Raw genomic sequence first — 21,142 nt, 5'->3', positions numbered from 1 at the left:
CCCTTTTCATTTGATGAAGACGAGACGTTTTTGTCCAAGGTAATTGAAGATGGTATAAAGCGCTGTGCCGAATAAAATGGCCATATCATCGGTATACTGGTCGGGCAGAAGGGAAACCGTGCCCATCGTCCAGTGAGCCAGTTGTTTGCCTAGCCGATAAGCAAAGAAGTAGCATACCATAATCACAAGTGCAAAACGAAAAGCGCTGCTGCCGATGGGCGCATGACTGCGAAATGTAAACAAACGATTTAAGCAGTAGCTGACGATGGCGCCAATCGTGTTGCCGATCAACGTGGCCCCCCAATAGGAAACATGAGCGAGATGAAGCAGCGCATACATGACAGACAATCCGACAGCGGTATTAATCAACCCGACAAGCAAGAAGCGGAAGAACGAATGATTCATAGATGGATCCGCTCTTTCTGGTTTGTTTTCATTCGCAGAGAATATAAATTTTCTTCAATGATAAACCGCGGTCTTCTTTTGACTTCTTGATAGATTTTTCCAATGTATTCTCCAATGAAACCGACGCTCATTAATAAAAGCCCTCCAATCAGCCAAATTGAGATCATAATGGATGTCCATCCTGATTCGGCATATCCCAACAGCTTGACGATGAAAGCATAGAGACCAGCGATGCTGCTAAGAAGAAAAGAAAGAAAGCCGACAAATGTAATGAAGCGAATCGGCACGACACTAAACGAAGTCACTCCATCCAAGGCGAAAGCCAGCATTTTTTTCAATGGATATTTCGATTCTCCAGCAAAGCGTTCTTTTCGATCATAAAGCACTTGAGTCGAACGGAACCCCAGCAGCGGAACGATACCGCGCAGAAATAGATTGGCTTCGTCATAACGGCTGAGCTCTTGCAGCGCCCGCCGGCTCATTAAGCGGAAATCAGCATGATTATAGATCAGAGCGATGCCCATTTTTTGCATCAATCGGTAAAAGCCTTGTGCGGTTGCCCGCTTGAACCATGTATCGGTGCTGCGGCTACGGCGCACACCGTATACAATATCAAAGCCTTCCCAATATTTTATAATAAATTCACGAATGGCCTGGATATCGTCTTGCAAATCAGCATCAATGGAAATAACGCAGTCCGAATACTCCATGGCCGCTTGAAGTCCAGCTAACAGCGCGCGTTGATGTCCAAAATTGCGCGATAGCTTAATTCCGGTGATCAGCGGATTTTTTTCGCTTTCCTCCAAGATAAGCTCCCATGTCCGGTCACGGCTGCCATCGTCGACAAACAATAGCTTGCTTTCAGAGGCAATCAGCTTCTCTTTTTGCAGCTGCTGTAATACACCGGTTAACTGTTTAGCTGTTTCTAAAAATACCTCTTCTTCGTTATAGCACGGTACCACAATGGTTAAAACAGGCGTTTCCATTCCGTCTCTCCTCCTTTATTCCACTTCGTATAAATAGATTTTCCAAACAGATTGGGAGTCTTCAAATGCTTTAAGCAGACGCAGATGATTTTCTTTGGCATTCATAATAGGAACGGATGAAAAGAGATAGCGTCCGCCCATTTTCTTAAATACGTCTGTATGAAGTTCTAAATGGTAAATTTTCTTATGGGATGTTTTGCGAAAGCCATAATGCTTTCCAAGCTCCGCTGAGAAAATGTAGACACGATTGCCCCAGTGATCGAAATAATCTTTCAGCTCTGGGCTCTTATCCAGCTCTTTCGCGATGATTTTGCGAAAAGAGTGTTTATACGACAATGGGTAAAAATTATTGTACGTATCCAATGTATAAAAGCCGTTATATTGCGCAATGGCCGGATGCAGGCCGATGCTGGCGACACGATAGGAGCTTGGCGGTTTTCCGATGTATTCTTTGATTTCATGAAATAAATGCTCTGCATAAAATTCTTTAAATGACGGTGTGCCGCTGATACGGTAGCGAATTTCTTCATTGAATCCCCCTAACAACAGCGTTTGCAAAAGGATGGCGGCCATAGCCACCTGCTTCCAGCTTCTATTTCGGCGCCATAGTATTTGCAAGGCTAAAGCAAAGTCTAAATAAATGACCAAAGGCCGCAAAAAATGGAAACGAGCGAAATTAAAGGTGTTCAGCAACGCAAATCGTTCTTTGAGCGGCTGCCAGCCTTTATAAAACCAAAAGGCGTACCAAACGGATAAAACAAAGTTTAGAATGAATAAAAACAAAAAACGTCTTTCGAGCTCCCCTTTCTTTGCTCTTAGGATGAAAGCAAAGGCAAGGAACAGAATGGGCTGAATGATAAAAGTATGCACGGTCATCACATGGGTATGACCAAGAAAATAGTTTTTAAATACAAGATGGATCGTATGCCAAAATCCAAGCTTTGAGGACACAAATTCGTTTCGGCTAGTCGGCTCATGGCTAAAAAGCAACGAATAGACAAGGCGGTATTCGATGGCCAAGAATAGGCTTGTCATGAACACGATACTGCCGAGAAACGGAATATTCCATTGTTTTTTGCCAATCGCATCACGAAGCCAAAGAAGCCCCATCGCCGTTAAGAAAAAGAAAAAGCCGAGCACAAAGCTTGCATAGAACGGAAGAAGGGCAAGGGTGGCCCATTCCTTCCATGACGCTTGACGGTTTCGAATGGACAGAAAAGCCCAAAGTGCCAGCGGCATGCCGAGGGTGCTAAGCATTCCCGACGGCCAGAAAGGAGTCAAAGCGAAGGTGAGCGCTGCTCCGACGCGAATAAGATAAGCTTCTTTTTCCCTAAGAAAATGCCGCTTTAATAAAAGATACATCCCCAGAAAAGCGAAGCCGCGCGTAATGGTCTGGCTGACGGCATACGCTACCATGGACGGAAGCAACGCGTGAAGCCAAACGATACCGCTAAATTCAGTGCCATAGGCATTGCGCGGCAGTCCGTTAATGACTTGCGGAATCGTCGCGTTGATGGATCCAAATAGTTCTCCGCTTCGTACAAGCACCTTGTACCAAGCGATATTGGAATCTAAATTATCATGAACGCGAATATGGGCATTTTCTCCTAAAATATAAAGCGGAGAAAGATAAAGAATGATAAGAAAAATGGCGATCCATATGGCGATCCGTTCTCGTTTCTCCACAATCGAATGCTCTTGCATGGACCATCTCTGCTCCTTTCTTGCTGATGATTCATGTAATGGAATATCAATATTTCTCGCGCCTGATACCGCCAATGACGGCTGGAAGATGCAAGAACTTCTGTTTCGTTACGCATCATGCCAAAAAAAGCGGTCATGGCGATCCGGTTTGCCGATGGCCGAAACATAGAATCTGCCCATTACATTTTGATTTTCTTGGCAGCGGCATTCATTATAAACAAATAGAATTAAAAAAACATAAGAAATGGATAAAAATAAGGAGAAGGAAAAATAGAGTTCCATTCATTGTAATTTTCATATACATAGAGGTGACCAAGAAAAGCGGGGAATGATAAGTAGCCATTTCATTGGATTGACGAATAAAAAAATCCCAAGAATGCCATTTTATCAACATTCTTAGGATTTTAATTTGGGAACATATCACGTGAAAATAAGATGGAAGCATATTGTGATGTTATTAGATATTGAACGTTCATGTGTTAGAGATGAAAGGTTCACACAAATAAGCCGATAATTCGGCCTACGCCGCGGCGTTTTTGCTTTTTAGACAAAGAATCGTCCGCTTCGCGCTTCTCATTGGCTTCTTCCAGCAGGGAGATGCGTTGTTCAAGCTGACGGATGTAAGAATGCAGCTCTTCAATTTCGCGGCGGTGCTGCAACAGTTGAACGGATACAACTTCATCTGCTTTTTGCTCAAGCTGGCGTTCAATGCGTTGAAAACGTGAGGTGAATTCGTTTAGATGTGGTTGAAGATGAGTGGAGAAAAAGTCTTCTGGGCACAGAATGTTTTTTTCATTTTCTTCTTCTGTTTCGCACTCTTCAAGAGCCGCTCCTTGCTCAAATTTGATCTGTTCAAGCAATGCAAGTGTTTCGGAATCGAATATGTAATGTCCTGCTTCGTTTTTTTTGCATGGAATCTCGTATTTTTTAACCCAGCGCTGAATCGTTTTAGGCGATACTCCAAGCCGCTTGGCAACACTGCTCGTTTTTAGTTCCATGGTTTTTCCTCCTCTTTTCTTTCCTTGTCTATATCATTTTTCCATCGAATGTCCAAATTCCTTTTACGATGACAAAACTAGTGCTCATTCGGCAAAGAAAGTGGGAATAGGAAAAAATTCGCCATTTGTCGAATAACATATAAAAAAATATGCAGCCAATCGTATGATTTGTAGAAGCGATTTGCTAGAATGAAAAGTAGATCAGTAGATACGTTCATGATGATCGGAGGTGAAGCCCATGCTTGGCATGTGGGGGATGGAACTTTTGAAAGGAGTCGGGCGGTTGTTGACCGAGCCCCTTTTGTATTATGGCGTGCTGCTTGCGGCTTTCGTCGGCTGGCGTCGAATGAATAAAGAGCGGAAGCATTTTCATATTCGCGTATATGGCTGGTTTCAGGAAAGTGTCTTTTTTTGGCGCAGCGGTTGGGCCGTTGGCTTGTTTCTTTCCATCGTGACGGTAGTGTCTGGAATGGCGGTACCCCACGATGTGTTGCTGCTGCTTTTTTATGTGACGGTTTTGCTGAGCTTGACAGGACAGATGCGGTTACTATCTCCTGCTTATACGGTTGGGGGATTGGTTTTGCTTGCAGCTGGTTTTATGAAATACGGAGGCGCTTGGCCGTTGGTTTCAAAATATGTGGAAAGCCTTCACGAGGCGCCTATATCCGTTTTTATATGGCTGCTTGCATTGCTGTTATTTGCCGAGGGGTTTCTCATTTTGCGAAACGGAGCAGTGGCTACTTCTCCGCAGCTTGCTAAAAGCAAGAGGGGGCTTATGATTGGAGAACATTGGGTAGATAGGATTTGGTTTGTGCCTGTGCTTCTGCCAATTTCCAATGGCCCGCTCTCTTCACCTTTTTCATGGTGGCCATTGTTTTCGGGCGTGGATCATTCATATTCATTCGCTCTGGTGCCATTTTTGCTCGGCTTCTCGCAGCATATGCAAGGCATGCATCCACGAGCCTCTATTCAAATGGCCGGCCGTCGCGTGCTCTGGTTAGCGGCCGCTGTCTGCGCGGGAGCTTTGGCGTCTTCTTGGTTTCCTTCCTTAGGAATCGCGGTTGCAGCTGCGGTGTTGATTGCTAGAGAATGTCTGGCTTTTTGGCAGCATCGGCAAGACCGTTCCCGTCCCCCGTATTTTTCACAGCAAGAGCAGGGATTGGTTATTTTAGGAATTTTACCAGAATCGAAGGCTGAAAAAATCGGGCTGAAAATCGGCGAAGTGATTGTGAAAGTGAACGGCATACCAGTTAAAACGGAAAAAGAATTTTATGAGGCATTGCAGCATAACCGCGCTTTTTGTAAGCTAGAGGTGTTGGATCAAAATGAGGAAGTCCGTTTTGTCCAAGGAGCGTTATATGAAAATGAGCATCACGAGCTTGGATTGTTGTTTGTGCAAACGCGGGAAAAATGGACATCGGAAGCTGTATAGATAAGGGGTTTTGCTTATGTGGTTTCTCGTTGCATTAATCGTGCCGTTTTTGCTAGTGCTGCTTTTTACTCGCGTCACTTATAATCATTATGTGGGGACGCTGCTGACAGTGGCGCTGTTAGTAGCTTCTTATGTCAAAGGATATACAAACGAGCTTCATGAAGTGTTAGCGGATATTGCGTCGACAACGGCAGGCTTTTTATATGCAGAGAAAATGGTAAAAAAATTTAAAAAATAAGAAGAAAGCCACCGCAAAAGATCGATTGAACCGTTCTTTTGCGGTGGCTTTTGTTATTGCAGCCAAAGAGATGGAAATAGCTGTTCGCTCTGTAAGGCTTACGAAAGTTTTGGAAACGAATATAAGTTCGTATTTTTTGTGCATCTTAAGCATTCATGTGGTACAATACAATTAGGATGAATACGAAGGGGGCTTTGCGCAGGTGAAAGATCATTTTCAATTAGTATCAGCCTATCAGCCGCAAGGCGACCAGCCAAAGGCAATTGCTAAGCTGGTGGAAGGAATTTTGAACGGTACGAAGCATCAAACGCTATTAGGAGCGACAGGAACAGGAAAGACCTTTACCATTTCTAACGTCATCCAGAAGGTGAGTAAACCGACGCTGGTCATTGCTCATAATAAAACATTGGCGGGCCAGCTATATAGTGAATTGAAGGAGTTTTTTCCAAATAATGCAGTTGAGTATTTTGTGAGCTACTATGACTACTATCAGCCGGAAGCGTATGTGCCGCAGACGGATACGTATATTGAAAAGGACGCAAGCATCAACGATGAAATTGATAAGCTGCGGCATTCGGCCACATCTGCTTTATTTGAGCGGCGCGATGTCATTATTGTGGCCAGTGTATCATGCATTTACGGCTTGGGTTCTCCGGAAGAATATCGAGAGCTTGTCGTATCTTTACGGACAGGGATGGAAATCGAAAGAAACGAATTGCTGCGCCGTTTAGTCGATGTGCAGTATACGCGCAATGACATTGATTTTCAGCGGGGAACGTTTCGCGTTCGCGGTGATGTCGTCGAAATTTTTCCGGCTTCGCGCGACGAGCATTGCATTCGTGTCGAGTTTTTTGGCGATGAGATTGAACGGATTCGCGAGGTAGATGCGCTGACTGGAGAAATTATCGGAGAGCGGGAGCATGTTGCGATTTTCCCAGCTTCCCACTTCGTCACGCGCGATGAAAAAATGCAGCTGGCGATTCAAAATATCGAGCAAGAGCTGGAAGAACGCTTGAAGGAGTTGCGGGAGCAGGGCAAGCTGTTGGAAGCGCAGCGGCTTGAGCAGCGCACGCGCTATGATCTTGAAATGATGCGGGAAATGGGCTTTTGTTCAGGAATTGAAAACTACTCACGCCATTTAACATTGCGCCCGCCAGGATCGACTCCTTATACGCTGCTCGATTATTTTCCAGACGATTTTTTAATTGTGATTGATGAATCGCACGTCACACTGCCGCAGATTCGCGGGATGTATAATGGCGACAAAGCACGCAAACAGGTGCTGGTCGATCACGGCTTCCGCCTGCCGTCAGCGCTTGACAACCGTCCGCTGACGTTTGAAGAGTTTGAGAAAAAAGTGAACCAAATTATTTATGTGTCGGCAACGCCGGGACCATACGAATTGGAGCATAGTCCGGAAATGGTCGAGCAAATTATTCGGCCGACCGGGCTTTTGGATCCGACGATTGATGTTCGTCCAATTCAAGGGCAAATAGATGACTTGATCGATGAAATTCATGAACGCGTGAAGCGGAATGAGCGAACACTAGTGACGACGCTCACGAAAAAAATGGCGGAAGATTTAACCGATTACTTGAAGGAAATAGGGATTAAGGTGGCCTATTTGCATTCGGAAATTAAAACGCTTGAACGCATTGAAATCATCCGCGACCTGCGCATCGGCAAATACGACGTGCTTGTTGGCATTAACTTGTTAAGAGAGGGATTGGATATTCCGGAGGTGTCGCTTGTCGCGATTTTAGATGCTGATAAGGAAGGATTTTTGCGTTCAGAGCGTTCGCTGATCCAGACGATTGGACGAGCGGCCCGCAATGCCAACGGTCATGTGATTATGTATGCCGATACGATCACCCAATCGATGGAGATTGCGATCAATGAAACAAAACGGCGCCGTTCCATCCAAGAGGCCTATAACCGTGAGCATGGCATCGTACCGAAGACGATTCAAAAGGGGATTCGTGATGTCATTCGTGCGACGTATGCGGCTGAACAGCCAGAGTCGTACGAGGTGAAGCCGGATCGCCGCAAATGGACGAAAAAAGAGCGGGAGCAGCTTGTGGCGAACTTAGAAAAAGAAATGAAAGAAGCGGCCAAAGCGCTTGACTTTGAACGCGCGGCCGAGCTTCGCGATTTAATTTTTGAACTCAAAGCGGAAGGATGATCAAAAGCTTATGCCAATGGATAAAATTACGATTAAAGGGGCAAGAGTTCATAATCTAAAGAATATGGACATTGAGATCCCGCGAGACCAACTTGTTGTTTTAACGGGGTTATCAGGTTCAGGAAAATCGTCGTTGGCGTTTGATACGATTTATGCGGAAGGGCAGCGGCGCTATGTCGAATCGCTTTCGGCATACGCCCGCCAATTTTTAGGACAAATGGACAAGCCGGATGTCGATACGATCGAAGGGCTATCTCCGGCCATTTCAATCGATCAGAAAACGACGAGCCGCAATCCGCGCTCCACAGTGGGAACGGTTACCGAAATTTATGATTATTTGCGCTTATTGTTTGCGCGGATTGGCCGTCCCGTTTGTCCAGAGCACGGCATTGAAATTACGTCGCAAACCATTGAACAAATGGTTGACCGCATTTTAGCTTACCCGGAACGAACGAAAATTCAAGTATTAGCGCCGATCGTATCGGGAAGAAAAGGAACGCATGTTAAAACGCTAGAAGAGATCAAAAAACAGGGATATGTACGCGTGCGCATAGACGGCGAGATGCGCGAGCTATCGGAAGACATCGAATTAGAAAAAAATAAAAAGCATTCTATTGAAGTAGTGATTGATCGCATCGTCGTGAAGGAAGGCATTGCCTCGCGCTTGGCTGATTCTCTGGAAACAGCGCTGAAGCTGGCTGACGGCAAAGTGATTATTGATGTGGTCGGAGAAGAGGAACTTCTGTTTAGCGAGCATCACGCTTGTCCGTATTGCGGTTTTTCGATTGGCGAGCTTGAGCCGCGCATGTTTTCGTTCAACAGTCCGTACGGAGCGTGTCCGGATTGTGACGGGCTGGGCGCTAAATTGGAGGTAGACCGGGACTTAGTCATTCCGAATGATGAACTGACCTTGCGCGAGCATGCGATCGCTCCATGGGAACCGCAAAGCTCCCAATATTATCCACAGCTGTTGGCGGCTGTTTGCCAGCATTATGGAATTGATATGGATGTTCCGGTAAAGGAGCTGCCGAAGGAGCAGTTAAATCGCATCCTGTATGGAAGCAATGGTGAAAAAATTTATTTTCGTTATGAAAATGATTTTGGACAGATTCGCGAACATTACATTGAATTTGAAGGGGCTATTCCCAATATTGAACGGCGTTACCGCGAAACAAGCTCTGATTATATTCGCGAGCAAATGGAAAAATACATGGCTGATCAGCCGTGTCCAACGTGTAAAGGCTATCGTTTAAAAAAAGAAAGCTTAGCCGTGCTTGTCGGCGGCAAGCATATTGGGGAAGTGGCATCGCTGTCTGTCACGGAAGCGCTCGCGTTTTTCCGGAGCTTAGAATTGAGTGAAAAAGAACAGAAAATTGCCCATATGATTTTGCGTGAGATCATAGAACGGCTTGGTTTCTTAAATAATGTGGGCTTAGATTATTTAACATTAAGCCGTTCAGCCGGCACATTATCAGGGGGGGAGGCACAGCGCATTCGTCTTGCGACCCAAATTGGCTCCCGGCTAACGGGTGTGCTTTACATTTTGGACGAGCCGTCCATCGGCCTCCATCAGCGTGACAACGATCGGCTGATTGATACGCTCAAAAACATGAGAGACATCGGCAATACGCTGATTGTCGTAGAACATGACGAAGACACGATGCTGGCTGCTGATTATTTGATTGACATTGGTCCAGGCGCCGGCATTCATGGCGGCCAAGTAGTGGCGGCCGGAACGCCGGAAGAAGTCATGAACGATCCTCATTCCCTAACAGGCCAATATTTGTCGGGCAAAAAATTTATTCCGCTTCCGCCGGAACGCCGCAAGCCAGATGGCCGCTGGCTTGAAATACATGGTGCAAAAGAAAACAATTTAAGAAATGTGTCCGTGAAAATCCCGCTTGGCACGTTTGTGGCTGTGACGGGAGTATCAGGGTCGGGGAAAAGTACGCTTGTCAATGAAATTTTGCACAAAGCGCTGGCGCAAAAATTACAAGGAGCGAAAGCGAAGCCTGGAGAGTATAAAGCATTGAAAGGAATCGATCATCTGGACAAAGTCATTGACATCGACCAGTCGCCGATCGGACGTACGCCTCGCTCCAATCCGGCCACGTATACGGGAGTATTTGATGATATTCGCGAGGTGTTTGCAGCTACGAACGAGGCGAAGGTGCGCGGCTATCAGAAAGGCCGTTTTAGCTTTAACGTGAAGGGCGGCCGCTGCGAAGCCTGCCGCGGCGATGGCATTATTAAAATTGAAATGCATTTTTTGCCGGATGTGTACGTTCCATGTGAAGTATGCCACGGCAAACGCTATAACCGTGAAACGCTGGAAGTGAAATATAAGGACAAAAACATTGCCGAAGTGCTGGAAATGACGGTGGAGGATGCGCTCGCCTTCTTTGAAAACATTCCGAAAATCAAGCGCAAGCTGCAAACGATTTATGATGTCGGATTAGGCTATATCAAGCTGGGCCAGCCGGCGACAACGCTATCTGGGGGAGAGGCGCAGCGGGTAAAACTGGCGTCTGAGCTGCACCGCCGTTCGACGGGGCGCACTCTCTATATTTTAGATGAGCCGACCACAGGCTTGCATATTGATGATATCGCCCGCTTGCTTAAAGTGCTTCAGCGGCTGGTGGATAACGGTGATACCGTGCTTGTTATTGAGCATAATCTTGATGTCATTAAAGCGGCTGATTATATTATTGATCTCGGTCCTGAAGGCGGCGATAAAGGCGGCCGAATCGTGGCGGTGGGAACCCCAGAGGAAATCGCCGAAGTGAAAGGGTCCTATACGGGACTGTATTTAAAACGCATTTTAGAGCGCGACCGCCGGCGAATGCAAGCGATGTATGAAGAAGTAAAGGTGCCCTAATCAAGGGCCCTTTTTTCACATTCACATGAACAGATTCTAGCCAAAGAGGGAAAGGTAAGCAAAGAGAAATAGATGCGCTGAATAGCGGGAAAGATCAATCATCATCTCGCTTCCTTCTTTTGATGTAGAGAAGCTCAGGGTGGAAATTGAACACCATCCACCGAGAAGTCTTCCCCCTAAGCGGAGTGAAGGTAGGAGAGGCTCATGAGATGCTTTGTTTTTAAGGATGCTGGTGAGAATCCCATCTATGTATAGCATGAGGTACTGAAACTTTTCGGTATATGCGTCGTATATATTGATATAAAGAAGGGAGCGATGAAGGTGAATTCATCTAAGCTGTTATCGGCCACTTGCTATTTTAGCGTGTTTTTTGCGCCGTTTCTTTTTCCGGTGATTGTTTATTTTGTCACGAAAGAGGAGAAGGTCAAAAAACATGCGAAAAAATCGCTGTTTTCGCATCTTCTTCCGTTTTTCATTCTTGTGCTGTCCATCGGTGGTTTTATCATTGCCGCAGCGACCAACCATGATGGCTTGGCAGCGCTGCCGTTTTTGGGAATCGTAGTTGGAGGGATGATTCATTTATTGGTCATCATTTGGAATGTGATCAAAGGCATTCAAGTATTGCAAGAAGCATAGAATGGAGTGAAACCATGAACAAAAAACTGGTTCGGTCTTATCATGACCGCAAAATAGCGGGCGTTCTCGGCGGCTTGGCCGCTTATTTTCGAATCGATTCAACGCTCACTCGGTTAATTTTTGTGATTTTGCTTTTATCGACTGGAATTATGCCATTTGTTTTATTTTACGTCATCGCTGCCTTGGTGATGCCGCAAGAGGGGATGGAACGATGAAGTGGCTTGCGCATATTATTGTCAATGCCGTGCTATTGTTGGCGCTTGCCGGCTATTTTCAGTCCATTCATTTGTCTGGGGTTGGCGCTGCGCTTTTAGCTAGCTTTCTGCTGTCGCTCTTAAATATGGTCGTCAAACCGATTTTGATTGTCTTAACGCTTCCGGTAACCGTCTTAACGTTTGGACTATTTTTATTTGTGATCAATGCTTTAACATTGCTTATGACATCATGGCTGATGGGCGACTCGTTTACAATTGATGGATTCGGTGCGGCCTTGTTGGCTTCGCTTGCGATTTCTCTCTTTCATGTCATCATTGATGCGATTAGCGATAGAGACTAAAAACGTTCCGCTTCGGCGCGAACGTTTTTTCTTTTTTCACATGCGTTGGGAAAAGTGTTAAAATGGAAAAGCAAAGGGGGGGTTTTGATGCCGAAAGTTCGGACGCAAGATTTGATTGAACAATTTCAGCTTGAATTAATCAGCGGGGCGGAAGGAGTACACCGTCCGATTACAACAAGCGATTTATCGCGGCCAGGAATTGAAATGGCGGGATATTTTGCCTACTATCCAGCTGAGCGGATTCAATTGCTAGGAAAAACAGAGCTTTCGTTTTTTGAACGATTGCACCCGGCTGAAAAGAAGATTCGCATGGAAAAGCTTTGTACAGATATTACGCCGGGAATTATTGTATCGCGCGGGCTGGATGTTCCGCAAGAATTAATTGAAGCATCTGAGCGCCATTCGGTTCCGGTCATGCGTTCAACGATGAAAACGACACGCCTTTCGAGCCGATTGACGAATTTTTTGGAAAGCAAGCTGGCTCCGACGACCGCTGTGCACGGGGTATTGGTTGATGTATACGGTGTTGGCGTGCTGATTACCGGAAAAAGCGGTGTCGGAAAAAGTGAAACGGCGCTGGAGTTGGTAAAGCGAGGCCATCGTCTTGTGGCCGATGACTGCGTAGAAATTCGTCAAGAGGATGAAGGCCTTCTCGTCGGTAATGCTCCAGAGCTGATTGAGCATCTTCTGGAAATTCGCGGGCTTGGTATCATTAATATGATGACATTGTTCGGTGCAGGAGCCGTGCGGACACATAAGCGCATTTCGCTCGTCGTGGATTTGGAGTTGTGGGATCCGAATAAACAATATGATCGGCTCGGTTTAGAAGAAGAAAAAGTGAGAATTATTGATACAGAAGTGACAAAATTGACGATTCCAGTAAGACCCGGCCGAAATTTAGCGGTCATTATTGAGGTAGCCGCCATGAATTTCCGCTTGAAACGAATGGGAATGAATGCTGCTGAAGAGTTTTCGGCACGCTTAACAGATGCCATTGAGGATGGAGATCATGATTACGAATAAGAGAGGAGGAAGGATAAGGTGGATCCAGCGATTCAGCCATTAGATCGTGTATTTTTACACCTTGGTCCTATCACTATTTATTGGTATGGAGTGATTATTGGAACAGGCGTGCTGCTTGGACTGTGGATTGCGACGCGAGAAGCGGTCAAGCGTGGATTGGCAAAAGAAACATTTGTGGATCTCGTTTTATTAGCTGTTCCGATTGCGATTATTTGTGCCCGTACATATTATGTGATGTTTGAATGGGATTATTACGCGAAGCATCCTGCTGAAATCCCTAAAATTTGGGAGGGAGGCTTAGCCATCCATGGAGGCTTAATTGGCGCAATCATTACGGGAGTCGTCTTTGCCAAAAGGCGGGGCATTTCGTTTTGGAAACTGGCCGATATTGCAGCGCCTAGCATTATTTTAGGCCAGGCGATCGGCCGTTGGGGCAACTTTATGAACCAAGAAGCGCACGGCGGACCAGTGACGCGCCATTTTCTTGAAAGCTTGCACCTTCCAGATTTTATTATTAACCAAATGTATATCAACGGCCAATATTATCATCCGACTTTTTTATATGAGTCGATTTGGAATTTGATGGGCTTTTTCTTGCTGATCATGTTGCGTCGGATCAATTTGCGCCGCGGTGAGTTATTTCTCAGCTATTTAATCTGGTATTCGATCGGTCGCTTTTTTATCGAGGGAATGCGGACAGATAGCTTAATGCTGACAGATCATTTGCGGATTGCCCAAGTTGTCTCCATTGCCCTGGTTGTGTTAGCGGCCGGATTGTGGATGGTACGGCGGGTAAAAGGATGGGCGAAGGAGCGTTATTTAGATTAGAAAAGGGGGAAGCGGATTGGTCGAGACGGTCAAAAAAGGGCTGGCAGTCGGCGTGAAGACGACGGGAGCGCTTGGAAAAATTATTTTTCCGGTTACTCTTATCGTATCGATTCTGCAGTATACGCCGATTTTGCCGTGGATCATTCGAGTGGTATCTCCGCTGATGAAATGGATCGGCCTGCCAGGGGAGGCTGCCATTCCTCTTGTGTTGGGGAATTTTTTAAACTTATATGCTGGAATTGGCGCGATTTTGACGCTGCATCTGACGGTAAAAGAAGTATTGATTTTAGCTGTCATGCTTTCATTTTCCCACAATTTGCTTGTGGAAGTGACAGTTGCTGGAAGAGTGGGGGTTCATGTAGCTTTAGCTGTTGGTGTTCGCGTTATGCTGGCGATTGTTTCTGCGCTCCTCATTCATCTGATTTGGCAGGGAGGAGATGAGGTGGCGCAATATGGTATGATCTCTAGCTCTTCAGCAGAGTTTTCCGGATGGGGACCTGTCGTTTGGGCAGGCGTGAAAAAAGCATTGTTCGGAATTATGCAGCTCGCCATGATTGTCATTCCGCTCATGGTCGGGATTCAAATTTTGAAGGATTTAAAATGGCTTGATGTGTTTTCACGTTGGATGTCCCCATTGACGAAAATGCTTGGAATGAAAGAAAATACGTCGATGACGCTGGCGGCGGGACTTTTATTTGGTTTGGCATATGGAGCGGGAGTCATGATTCAGGCGGTACAAGAGGATGGTGTATCGAAGAAAGATGTCACGCTTGCTTTTCTGTTTCTTTCTGCGTGCCATGCGGTGGTAGAGGATACACTATTATTTGTTCCGCTTGGCATCCCGGTATGGCCGCTTTTGCTGATTCGCTTGACAACAGCTGTTCTATTGACGATGATGGTCGGATTTGTTTGGAATGTTTATAGAAAAACAGGGAGAAGGGAAGCAGCCTAATGAACATTCGCACGATTTTATTTGATTTGGATGGCACGCTGATTGATACAAATGAACTCATTATCCAGTCATTTTTGCATACGTTGGAAACCTACTATCCCGGAAAATATAGACGGGAGGATGTCCTGCCGTTTATCGGTCCGCCGCTTTACGATACCTTTGCTGCGCTTGATGCAGCACGGGTAGAAGAGATGATTGCGACCTATCGGGCGTTCAACCATCGCCAGCACGATGCGCTCATAAAAGAATATGAAACGGTATATGAAACGATTGCCGTGCTACACCAGCACGACTTTCAATTGGGAGTCGTGACGACAAAAATGAACGCGACGGCGCTGATGGGATTAAAGCGGACAAAGCTTGATCCGTTTTTCCGCTGTGTTGTCGGGCTGGATGACGTACAAAACGCGAAACCGCATCCTGAACCGATTTTGAAGGCGCTTGAGCTTTTAGGTTCTGTTCCAGAAGAAACGCTCATGGTTGGAGATAATTATCATGACATTTTGGCGGGAAAGCAAGCGGGAACAAAGACGGCAGGAGTAGCATGGGCCATTAAAGGAAGAGAGTATCTGGAGAAGTATGAACCAGACTTTATGCTTGAGAAAATGAGTGATTTATTGGCGATTGTAGGGGTGGAATAAATTTTGAGACGAACGACAAAATATCCGGTATCTGGAGCCAATTCGTTGTGGCAAGTGTATAAAACGGTCTCGTTTTGGAAGGTGTTTAAAAATGTAGTGATCATTCAAATAGGGCGCTACACGCCATTTATGCGGCTGAAAAATTGGCTGTACCGCACATTTTTGCATATGGAAATTGGCGAGAAAACCGCACTTGCGTTTATGGTGATGCCGGATATTATGTTCCCAGAAAAAATCAAAATTGGCCGCAATTCGATTATTGGCTATAATACCACGATTTTAGCGCATGAGTATTTGATTGATGAATATCGCCTAGGCGATGTCATCATCGGCGATGAAGTCATGATCGGCGCGAATTCCACCATTCTCCCGGGAGTGGTCATTGGCGATCGCGCGATTGTGGCTGCAGGAACGGTGGTACACAAGGATGTGCCTCCAGGTGCATTTGTGGCCGGCAATCCGATGCGAATGGTTTATATGAGAGAAGAGACAGAGGACACACCCCAAAATAAATAACTCCATTTTGAGTCTCCCGCCGCCATATTTGGAAGGCGGGAGACTATTTTTTGTTGCATACCATACATGGAGTTTATATAGTTATTGAATGCAATGAATAAAAAATTGATGAATGGATCGCTCTTGACAAATGTTTGCTGTCAAATTAAGCAGCGAAAATTTCAGCGAATGATGAGCTTCTTCCATTTCCCACGTTTAAAGGTGAGAAAATTCTCGATAAGTCATATTTCTGAAGGGAATTTGGTAGTCAGAAAAAAAGATTATTTTAGTTTGGCCATAATTTGAGCCAACTTGGTAAGGGCGTATTCGAGGTTTATTAAATCATCCCCACTCAGTTGCTCTATCTTATTACAAAATAACCGATAAAATTCCTCCTATCTTTTCTTCACAACGTGTCTCCCTTTTTCCGTCAGCATCACGATAACGGATCGTTTATCGGTGGGACTTGGTACTTTCGTTACATACTCCTTCTCTTCTAAATTCCGAATCAGCTGAGTAAGCTGCTGCTTCGAAATTCTTAAACCGTCAGCCAGCTCGGTCATTGAAATGTCAGCCTTTGCATGAAGCAACGATTCTAGTATATGGAATTGCAAATGAGTTAAATCGGACTGCTTCTTCGGAATCGGAGTAGCTTGAATGATTGGTTTAAAAATTTAATTATCCAGCAAAGGAAGAAGCTGAGCAAAACGTTCGGCAATTTGGTGAATCCTTGTCATCGGTAAGCATCCTCTCTTTCACTTATATGTTGAAAATTAGTAAATAATTATTTGCTATTTATTTAGGTAAAACCATGGTTTTTCGAGTGTGAAGTAAATATTAATTTAATAATTTAGTGTGTATCAGCACGACTGAGAGATTCCGCATCAAACAAGTTCGAATAGTTGGGAAAACGAATAATCAAAAGTGGAAACATACAAATGCTAAGTTGTGCTTATATCCTTTCGCTAAAAGGCTGGTTTACTAAATGTAGTTTATCGAGAGAGACGCTATAATTCAATTTTATTTACTAACTCACAAAAGAGACACAAGATTCCGTTCTCTTTAAGAAAAGAGATATTTGAATGACTTCCTTTGGATTAATCTTTGGCATTTATCCATTTAGTGTGGCGGGAACGCCGACGGGTTTAGCAACAGGACCGGAGGATGATTATGAAAAAATCGGAGTGGCCTTAAAAGAACTACAAAGCAAAGCAACGACACTGCTGCCTCGAACTTATATAGTTTATAGCGGACCAGAGTTATTGAACAAAGTTTTATCCTACGTCAAGCGTTATGTGAAGGTAGGAGAAAAATGGGGATTTAAATGGGATATGGTGTTAGGGTTTTATGATTCAGGAAGGGAACTTGGATGGATGGCTTAATTTGATTCGATCAATTATTCGGCAATATAGTAATCATCTCGATTGCTTGCAAATTACAGGTGAAGCGAATATGACGTTCATGGAAGGCTCTAAGCCGAATGTTCAAAAAACTTTAGTGCAGGGAATTATGGCAGCTAAAAATGAAAAGGAGGCAATCAATTCCCAAGTCAATATTGGCTTTGCGGCTGATCCAGATCATGTTGGCCCGATTGTTCCAGATTTTTGGGAACGGATTTTTGAGCTTGGTGGACATGATTTTGTCCAAGCGCTCGATTATGTCGGATATAATTTCTATGTAGATGTATTTGAAGAAGAAATTAAACTGAAAGACATACCAGCTTCTGTAGAATATGTGCTGTGCCGTTTTCGTGAAAAAAATCTTAAGACGGCCCATATACCTGAAACGATTCCAATTCGGATTACGGAAAACGGCTGGCCTACTGGCAGGCACCCTTTTACGGGAAGAGAAAGATCGTATGAGCATCAGGCTAAGGTGTTTGAGACTATTATTCGTACTGTCTATTCTTTACGCGAAGAATTCAATATTACTCATTATGAGTTTTTTGGGTTAAGAGATGCCGATAGCTCGATTCACGATTTATTCCACCAATTTGGCATAATGGGAGATGACTATACGCCAAAGCCAGCATTTCATACTTTTCAGAGACTCGTACAAGAGATAGGAGTTTAACATATTGGCCAAGCAATCTTCCCTCTCTCTCGCCGCAGGATAGGTGAGAGAGGAGAGCGCATCACTAAACAAATGAGTGGGGCAGTGTTTCGCTCCACTCATTTGTTTATAGGAAGAGGAGGTGGGATTGCACGGTTTTTACGGCGGCCAGTCTGGCAGAATGCTTTGGTGACGACACATACCCGAAGCGTTTGAATAGTGATCTGAAGAGGAGCCTCCCATAATCAGCTGTCTTTTTGTTTTTGGATGCACCATAATCGATTCAACGATCATTAAAATCGTTTGCTGTGATCCATTCATGTGTAATGGCAGGGTTCAATGGGCCAGCTGTTACTATATCATTGTGATGGATCGAACGCTTAACTAACTAGGATCGAATCCATTTCAAAGAAGATATTGGAACCCATGGTAATGTTCAAGAGCATGGACGCGATCATAACCTCATTCAATCGATTCAATTGCTGCATATGTGATATTTCATCTATTGTGAAATGGTCTTGCATAGGACTTCTTCTTTTGACGGAAAGAGTTACATTTTAAAGGAGATCTTCATGCAAAGGTTACTTTATTTAGCACCACTGGTAACGAAAAATGTTTGTTCATATCCGTCCATAACAAATGAGGTTTTTGCCAGTTCTGATTAGTGTTTATCTATTCTTTATTTACCGGATCATGCTCTTTCTCTCTATTGAGAAAGAAATGCTTTGATGGGGAATGATAAATGGGCATTAATATTTCATCTACTAATTGAGTCAAATACTCTTTTGATACATTCCCGCCTCGTATCACGTTTTCAAACCTTAATAAATCAAAAGGTAAACTCATCTGCATGAGTGAAAATTCATGATTAATTTCTCCGCGCTTTTTGGCGAAATCTTGGATTTTCCTCATTATTTTCATGTTACTTTCCAGTGCGCGGTTAAACCAGAGTTGTAAATGGGAATTTTTTTGGCTCAATTCAAATAGTATAGCACTGATCACTTTCGGACCTATAGCTTCAAAAAATTGTTGGTAAAGCTCTACAACTGCCAATAAATCTGCTCGCAGGCTTCCTCTTTCGTTGATTAACTCAATCATGCTTCCACCAAGTGCCTGTTTAGCTTTGTATCGTATTAAAGCGTGAAGGAGATCTCCTTTCGTTTCATAGCGGCGGTAGATGACAGTTCGGCTGGTCTTTGCTTTTTTAGCAACATTTTGGAATGTCATATGCTCATATCCGAAGGTGTGTATAATCTCATCTGCTGCTTCGAGAATGGTTATCTCTAGTTTTTCTCCTCGTTTTCGTTCATTTGTCAAGGTTCTAACCCCCTCATTCATTTCTACAGTCATTTTATCATATTTTTTAACATATTTTTAAGATACATATTGTACTTTATTTTCTATACGCTATATAATTAAGATACATACTGTATCTAATAGAAAGGATGATAATATGATTGGAAAGAGAGAGGAAAAATTACCTAAAGAACTAGTGAATATTGCCCTTTTGTTAGTGCTTGGCGCAATTGCCCCAATGCTAGATTCAACGATGGTTAATATAGCTGTGAATGATTTGGAGAAAGATTTTCATTCATCGCTTGATACGATTCAATGGGTTGTTACAGGATATGTCTTAGCGACAGGGATAGCAGTTCCTTTTTCTGGATGGTTGGTCAATCGCTTTGATGGAAAAAGCATTTATGTAAGTGCTCAATTCCTTTTTTTTATTAGCTCCATCCTTTCAGGAATTTCATGGAACATCGAAAGTCTCATTATGTTCCGTCTTGTGCAAGGATTTAGTGCAGGACTTATTATTCCGTTGTTGACCACTTTATTGGTTCAGGCTGCCGGGCAGGATAATATGGGGAAATTGATGTCGATTGTCGGAATGCCTATTATTTTAGGACCTATACTCGGTCCGGTCATCGGAGGATTCTTTGTAGATTATCTTTCATGGCGCTGGATTTTCTTCATCAATGTTCCTATTGGCATGATTGCGTTATATTTGATTTATAAAAATCTTCCGAGCTTTTCTCCCGATAACAAGCAGAAAAAGTTTGATTGGTTAGGCATATTATTATTAGGAGGTCTCTCAGCTAGTTTTATATATGGAATTACAACAGTGGCTTCAAGTTCTGATTTGGCCAATTTTAAAACGATTGCCTTTTTAGGAGTGGGAGTTGTTTTAACTATTGTTTATATTATTTATGCATTCGTACAACCTAAAAATGCTATTGTCCCTTTAAGTTTATTTAGATTTAGAAGCTTTACAGCATCAATTTGTGCATTGTTTCTTGCTGGGATTGGTACCAATGGACCTATGTTGCTTTTACCTTTGTTCTTTCAAAATATTCGACGGGACACAGTTATTCTTGCTGGTCTAGCCCTCATACCGCAAGGATTGGGAATGCTGATTGTTAGACCATTGATTGGTAAGATGATTGATCAAATTGGGGCAAAGATTGTGGTAATGTTTGCGATTGTGATTACGTTTATTGGCACATTTCCATTTGCATGGTTTTCACAAAACACAGGTTATTGGCTCATTGCGATCGCTCTGTTTATTCGTGGAATCGGTGTAGGAGGAATTACGATACCAATAATGGCGGATGCTTATACTGGTCTATCCAAAAGTCAAATACCACAGGCTAGTATTGCTACTCGTATTATTCAAAATATTGGCGGTGCATTTGGATCGGCAGTATTAGCGACGATTGTAGCTAATCGAATGGATCATGTTGTTCCTAATCTAGCGCACCTTACTTCTGCGTATCAATCAGGCTTTTTGGTTGCAAGCATGTTAATGGTTGCGATGTTTATTCCATCTCTGTTTTTAACCAATAAGGTAAAATCAAAGGCGTAATATTCCATGTATTTTGAGGTTTTCTGAATGAAGACAACATTACTAGTAATCATGGAGTTTTCGTCTTTATACTTCATATTGGAGATGACAGCAACTAAGCAAGATCAAGAGATAGCGGCTCGCTAAACGAATGGAAAATATGTGTGCTCGTATCCATCGGCGTTGTCGATGCACTTTTTATGCGATGGATGGGATATAGACGGCAGGCGCTTGTCCATAAATAGCGATTTCTTATGCTTAGGCAGGAGAAATGTTGTTGACAACAACATTTCT

At 44.0% G+C, this 21,142-nt stretch carries 21 protein-coding genes; 15 read left to right on the top strand and 6 right to left on the bottom strand.

Translation table 11 applies throughout. The features are described 5' to 3' along the window. Window positions 1–6: 6 nt before the first annotated feature. The 4 genes from B6A27_RS03495 to B6A27_RS03480 all read right to left on the bottom strand — a co-directional run bounded on the left by B6A27_RS03495 (window position 7) and on the right by B6A27_RS03480 (window position 4,093). A complete protein-coding gene (locus tag B6A27_RS03495) occupies window positions 7–405 on the bottom strand; it encodes a GtrA family protein (protein WP_080860212.1) in 399 nt (132 codons plus the stop codon). Further along, complete coding sequence (locus B6A27_RS03490) at window positions 402–1,391, bottom strand: glycosyltransferase family 2 protein (protein WP_080860209.1); 990 nt, start codon at window positions 1,389–1,391, stop codon at window positions 402–404. Before B6A27_RS03490 ends, B6A27_RS03495 begins: the two co-directional genes overlap by 4 nt. A gap of 15 nt (window positions 1,392–1,406) precedes the next feature. Then, window positions 1,407–3,095 (bottom strand): DUF6044 family protein, encoded by a 1,689-nt coding sequence (locus tag B6A27_RS03485; RefSeq protein WP_080860207.1) that lies wholly within the window; start codon window positions 3,093–3,095, stop codon window positions 1,407–1,409. Between the two features lie 494 nt (window positions 3,096–3,589). Then, the gene (locus tag B6A27_RS03480) at window positions 3,590–4,093 is read right to left on the bottom strand and encodes a MerR family transcriptional regulator (RefSeq protein WP_080860202.1); all 504 of its coding nucleotides are present in this window, start codon (window positions 4,091–4,093) and stop codon (window positions 3,590–3,592) included. 238 nt (window positions 4,094–4,331) lie between these two features. Between B6A27_RS03480 and B6A27_RS03475 the strand changes: the two genes are divergently transcribed. The 12 genes from B6A27_RS03475 (at window position 4,332) to B6A27_RS03420 (ending at window position 15,975) form a co-directional block, all read left to right on the top strand. Then, on the top strand, window positions 4,332–5,525 hold the full coding sequence (locus B6A27_RS03475) for a PDZ domain-containing protein (protein WP_080860200.1): 1,194 nt from the start codon (window positions 4,332–4,334) through the stop codon (window positions 5,523–5,525). Between the two features lie 16 nt (window positions 5,526–5,541). Next, window positions 5,542–5,763, top strand: a complete 222-nt coding sequence (locus B6A27_RS03470; protein ID WP_044741465.1) for a CsbA family protein — start codon at window positions 5,542–5,544, stop codon at window positions 5,761–5,763. Window positions 5,764–5,965: 202 nt separating this feature from the next. Further along, a complete protein-coding gene (uvrB, locus tag B6A27_RS03465) occupies window positions 5,966–7,945 on the top strand; it encodes an excinuclease ABC subunit UvrB (RefSeq protein WP_080860198.1) in 1,980 nt (659 codons plus the stop codon). 16 nt (window positions 7,946–7,961) lie between these two features. Beyond that, complete coding sequence (gene uvrA, locus B6A27_RS03460; RefSeq protein WP_369824139.1) at window positions 7,962–10,823, top strand: excinuclease ABC subunit UvrA; 2,862 nt, start codon at window positions 7,962–7,964, stop codon at window positions 10,821–10,823. Window positions 10,824–11,144: 321 nt separating this feature from the next. Continuing rightward, window positions 11,145–11,459, top strand: a complete 315-nt coding sequence (locus tag B6A27_RS03455; protein WP_044741481.1) for a magnetosome magnetite crystal formation protein family — start codon at window positions 11,145–11,147, stop codon at window positions 11,457–11,459. 14 nt (window positions 11,460–11,473) lie between these two features. Further along, window positions 11,474–11,674, top strand: a complete 201-nt coding sequence (locus B6A27_RS03450) for a PspC domain-containing protein (protein WP_066149663.1) — start codon at window positions 11,474–11,476, stop codon at window positions 11,672–11,674. Beyond that, a complete protein-coding gene (locus B6A27_RS03445) occupies window positions 11,671–12,015 on the top strand; it encodes a phage holin family protein (RefSeq protein WP_080860193.1) in 345 nt (114 codons plus the stop codon). Before B6A27_RS03450 ends, B6A27_RS03445 begins: the two co-directional genes overlap by 4 nt. An 87-nt stretch (window positions 12,016–12,102) precedes the next feature. After that, a complete protein-coding gene (hprK, locus tag B6A27_RS03440) occupies window positions 12,103–13,038 on the top strand; it encodes an HPr(Ser) kinase/phosphatase (protein ID WP_044741460.1) in 936 nt (311 codons plus the stop codon). An 18-nt stretch (window positions 13,039–13,056) separates the two neighbouring features. Then, the gene (gene lgt / locus B6A27_RS03435; protein ID WP_066149671.1) at window positions 13,057–13,866 is read left to right on the top strand and encodes a prolipoprotein diacylglyceryl transferase; all 810 of its coding nucleotides are present in this window, start codon (window positions 13,057–13,059) and stop codon (window positions 13,864–13,866) included. Window positions 13,867–13,882: 16 nt separating this feature from the next. Next, window positions 13,883–14,818: a nucleoside recognition domain-containing protein gene (locus tag B6A27_RS03430; RefSeq protein WP_080860192.1), complete on the top strand. Its 936-nt coding sequence runs from the start codon at window positions 13,883–13,885 to the stop codon at window positions 14,816–14,818. Further along, complete coding sequence (ppaX, locus tag B6A27_RS03425) at window positions 14,818–15,459, top strand: pyrophosphatase PpaX (RefSeq protein WP_044741457.1); 642 nt, start codon at window positions 14,818–14,820, stop codon at window positions 15,457–15,459. Before B6A27_RS03430 ends, ppaX begins: the two co-directional genes overlap by 1 nt. A 3-nt stretch (window positions 15,460–15,462) precedes the next feature. After that, window positions 15,463–15,975, top strand: a complete 513-nt coding sequence (locus tag B6A27_RS03420) for an acyltransferase (protein WP_080860191.1) — start codon at window positions 15,463–15,465, stop codon at window positions 15,973–15,975. A 374-nt stretch (window positions 15,976–16,349) separates the two neighbouring features. Here B6A27_RS03420 and B6A27_RS19020 read toward each other — a convergent pair whose 3' ends face one another. Next, entirely contained in the window at window positions 16,350–16,598 is a 249-nt protein-coding gene (locus B6A27_RS19020; RefSeq protein WP_369824138.1) for a MarR family winged helix-turn-helix transcriptional regulator, read from the bottom strand. Between the two features lie 438 nt (window positions 16,599–17,036). Here B6A27_RS19020 and B6A27_RS03410 point away from each other — a divergent pair, with 438 nt between their 5' ends. After that, window positions 17,037–17,336, top strand: coding sequence for a hypothetical protein (locus B6A27_RS03410; protein ID WP_080860189.1), 300 nt, complete (start codon window positions 17,037–17,039; stop codon window positions 17,334–17,336). Window position 17,337: 1 nt separating this feature from the next. Continuing rightward, window positions 17,338–18,027, top strand: a complete 690-nt coding sequence (locus B6A27_RS03405; protein ID WP_236631777.1) for a hypothetical protein — start codon at window positions 17,338–17,340, stop codon at window positions 18,025–18,027. A gap of 651 nt (window positions 18,028–18,678) precedes the next feature. Here B6A27_RS03405 and B6A27_RS03400 read toward each other — a convergent pair. Further along, complete coding sequence (locus B6A27_RS03400) at window positions 18,679–19,323, bottom strand: TetR/AcrR family transcriptional regulator (RefSeq protein WP_161491026.1); 645 nt, start codon at window positions 19,321–19,323, stop codon at window positions 18,679–18,681. 136 nt (window positions 19,324–19,459) lie between these two features. On the opposite strand from B6A27_RS03400, the gene B6A27_RS03395 reads away from it, so the two are divergent. Further along, a complete protein-coding gene (locus B6A27_RS03395) occupies window positions 19,460–20,869 on the top strand; it encodes an MDR family MFS transporter (RefSeq protein WP_080860185.1) in 1,410 nt (469 codons plus the stop codon). Window positions 20,870–21,142 lie beyond the last annotated feature (273 nt).

It is taken from the genome of Anoxybacillus sp. UARK-01, from assembly GCF_002075365.1.
Taxonomy (GTDB): Bacteria; Bacillota; Bacilli; order Bacillales; family Anoxybacillaceae; genus Anoxybacteroides; species Anoxybacteroides rupiense.
The sequence above is the reverse complement of the archived record's forward strand: the minus strand, read 5'-3'. Positions and strand labels throughout refer to the sequence as shown.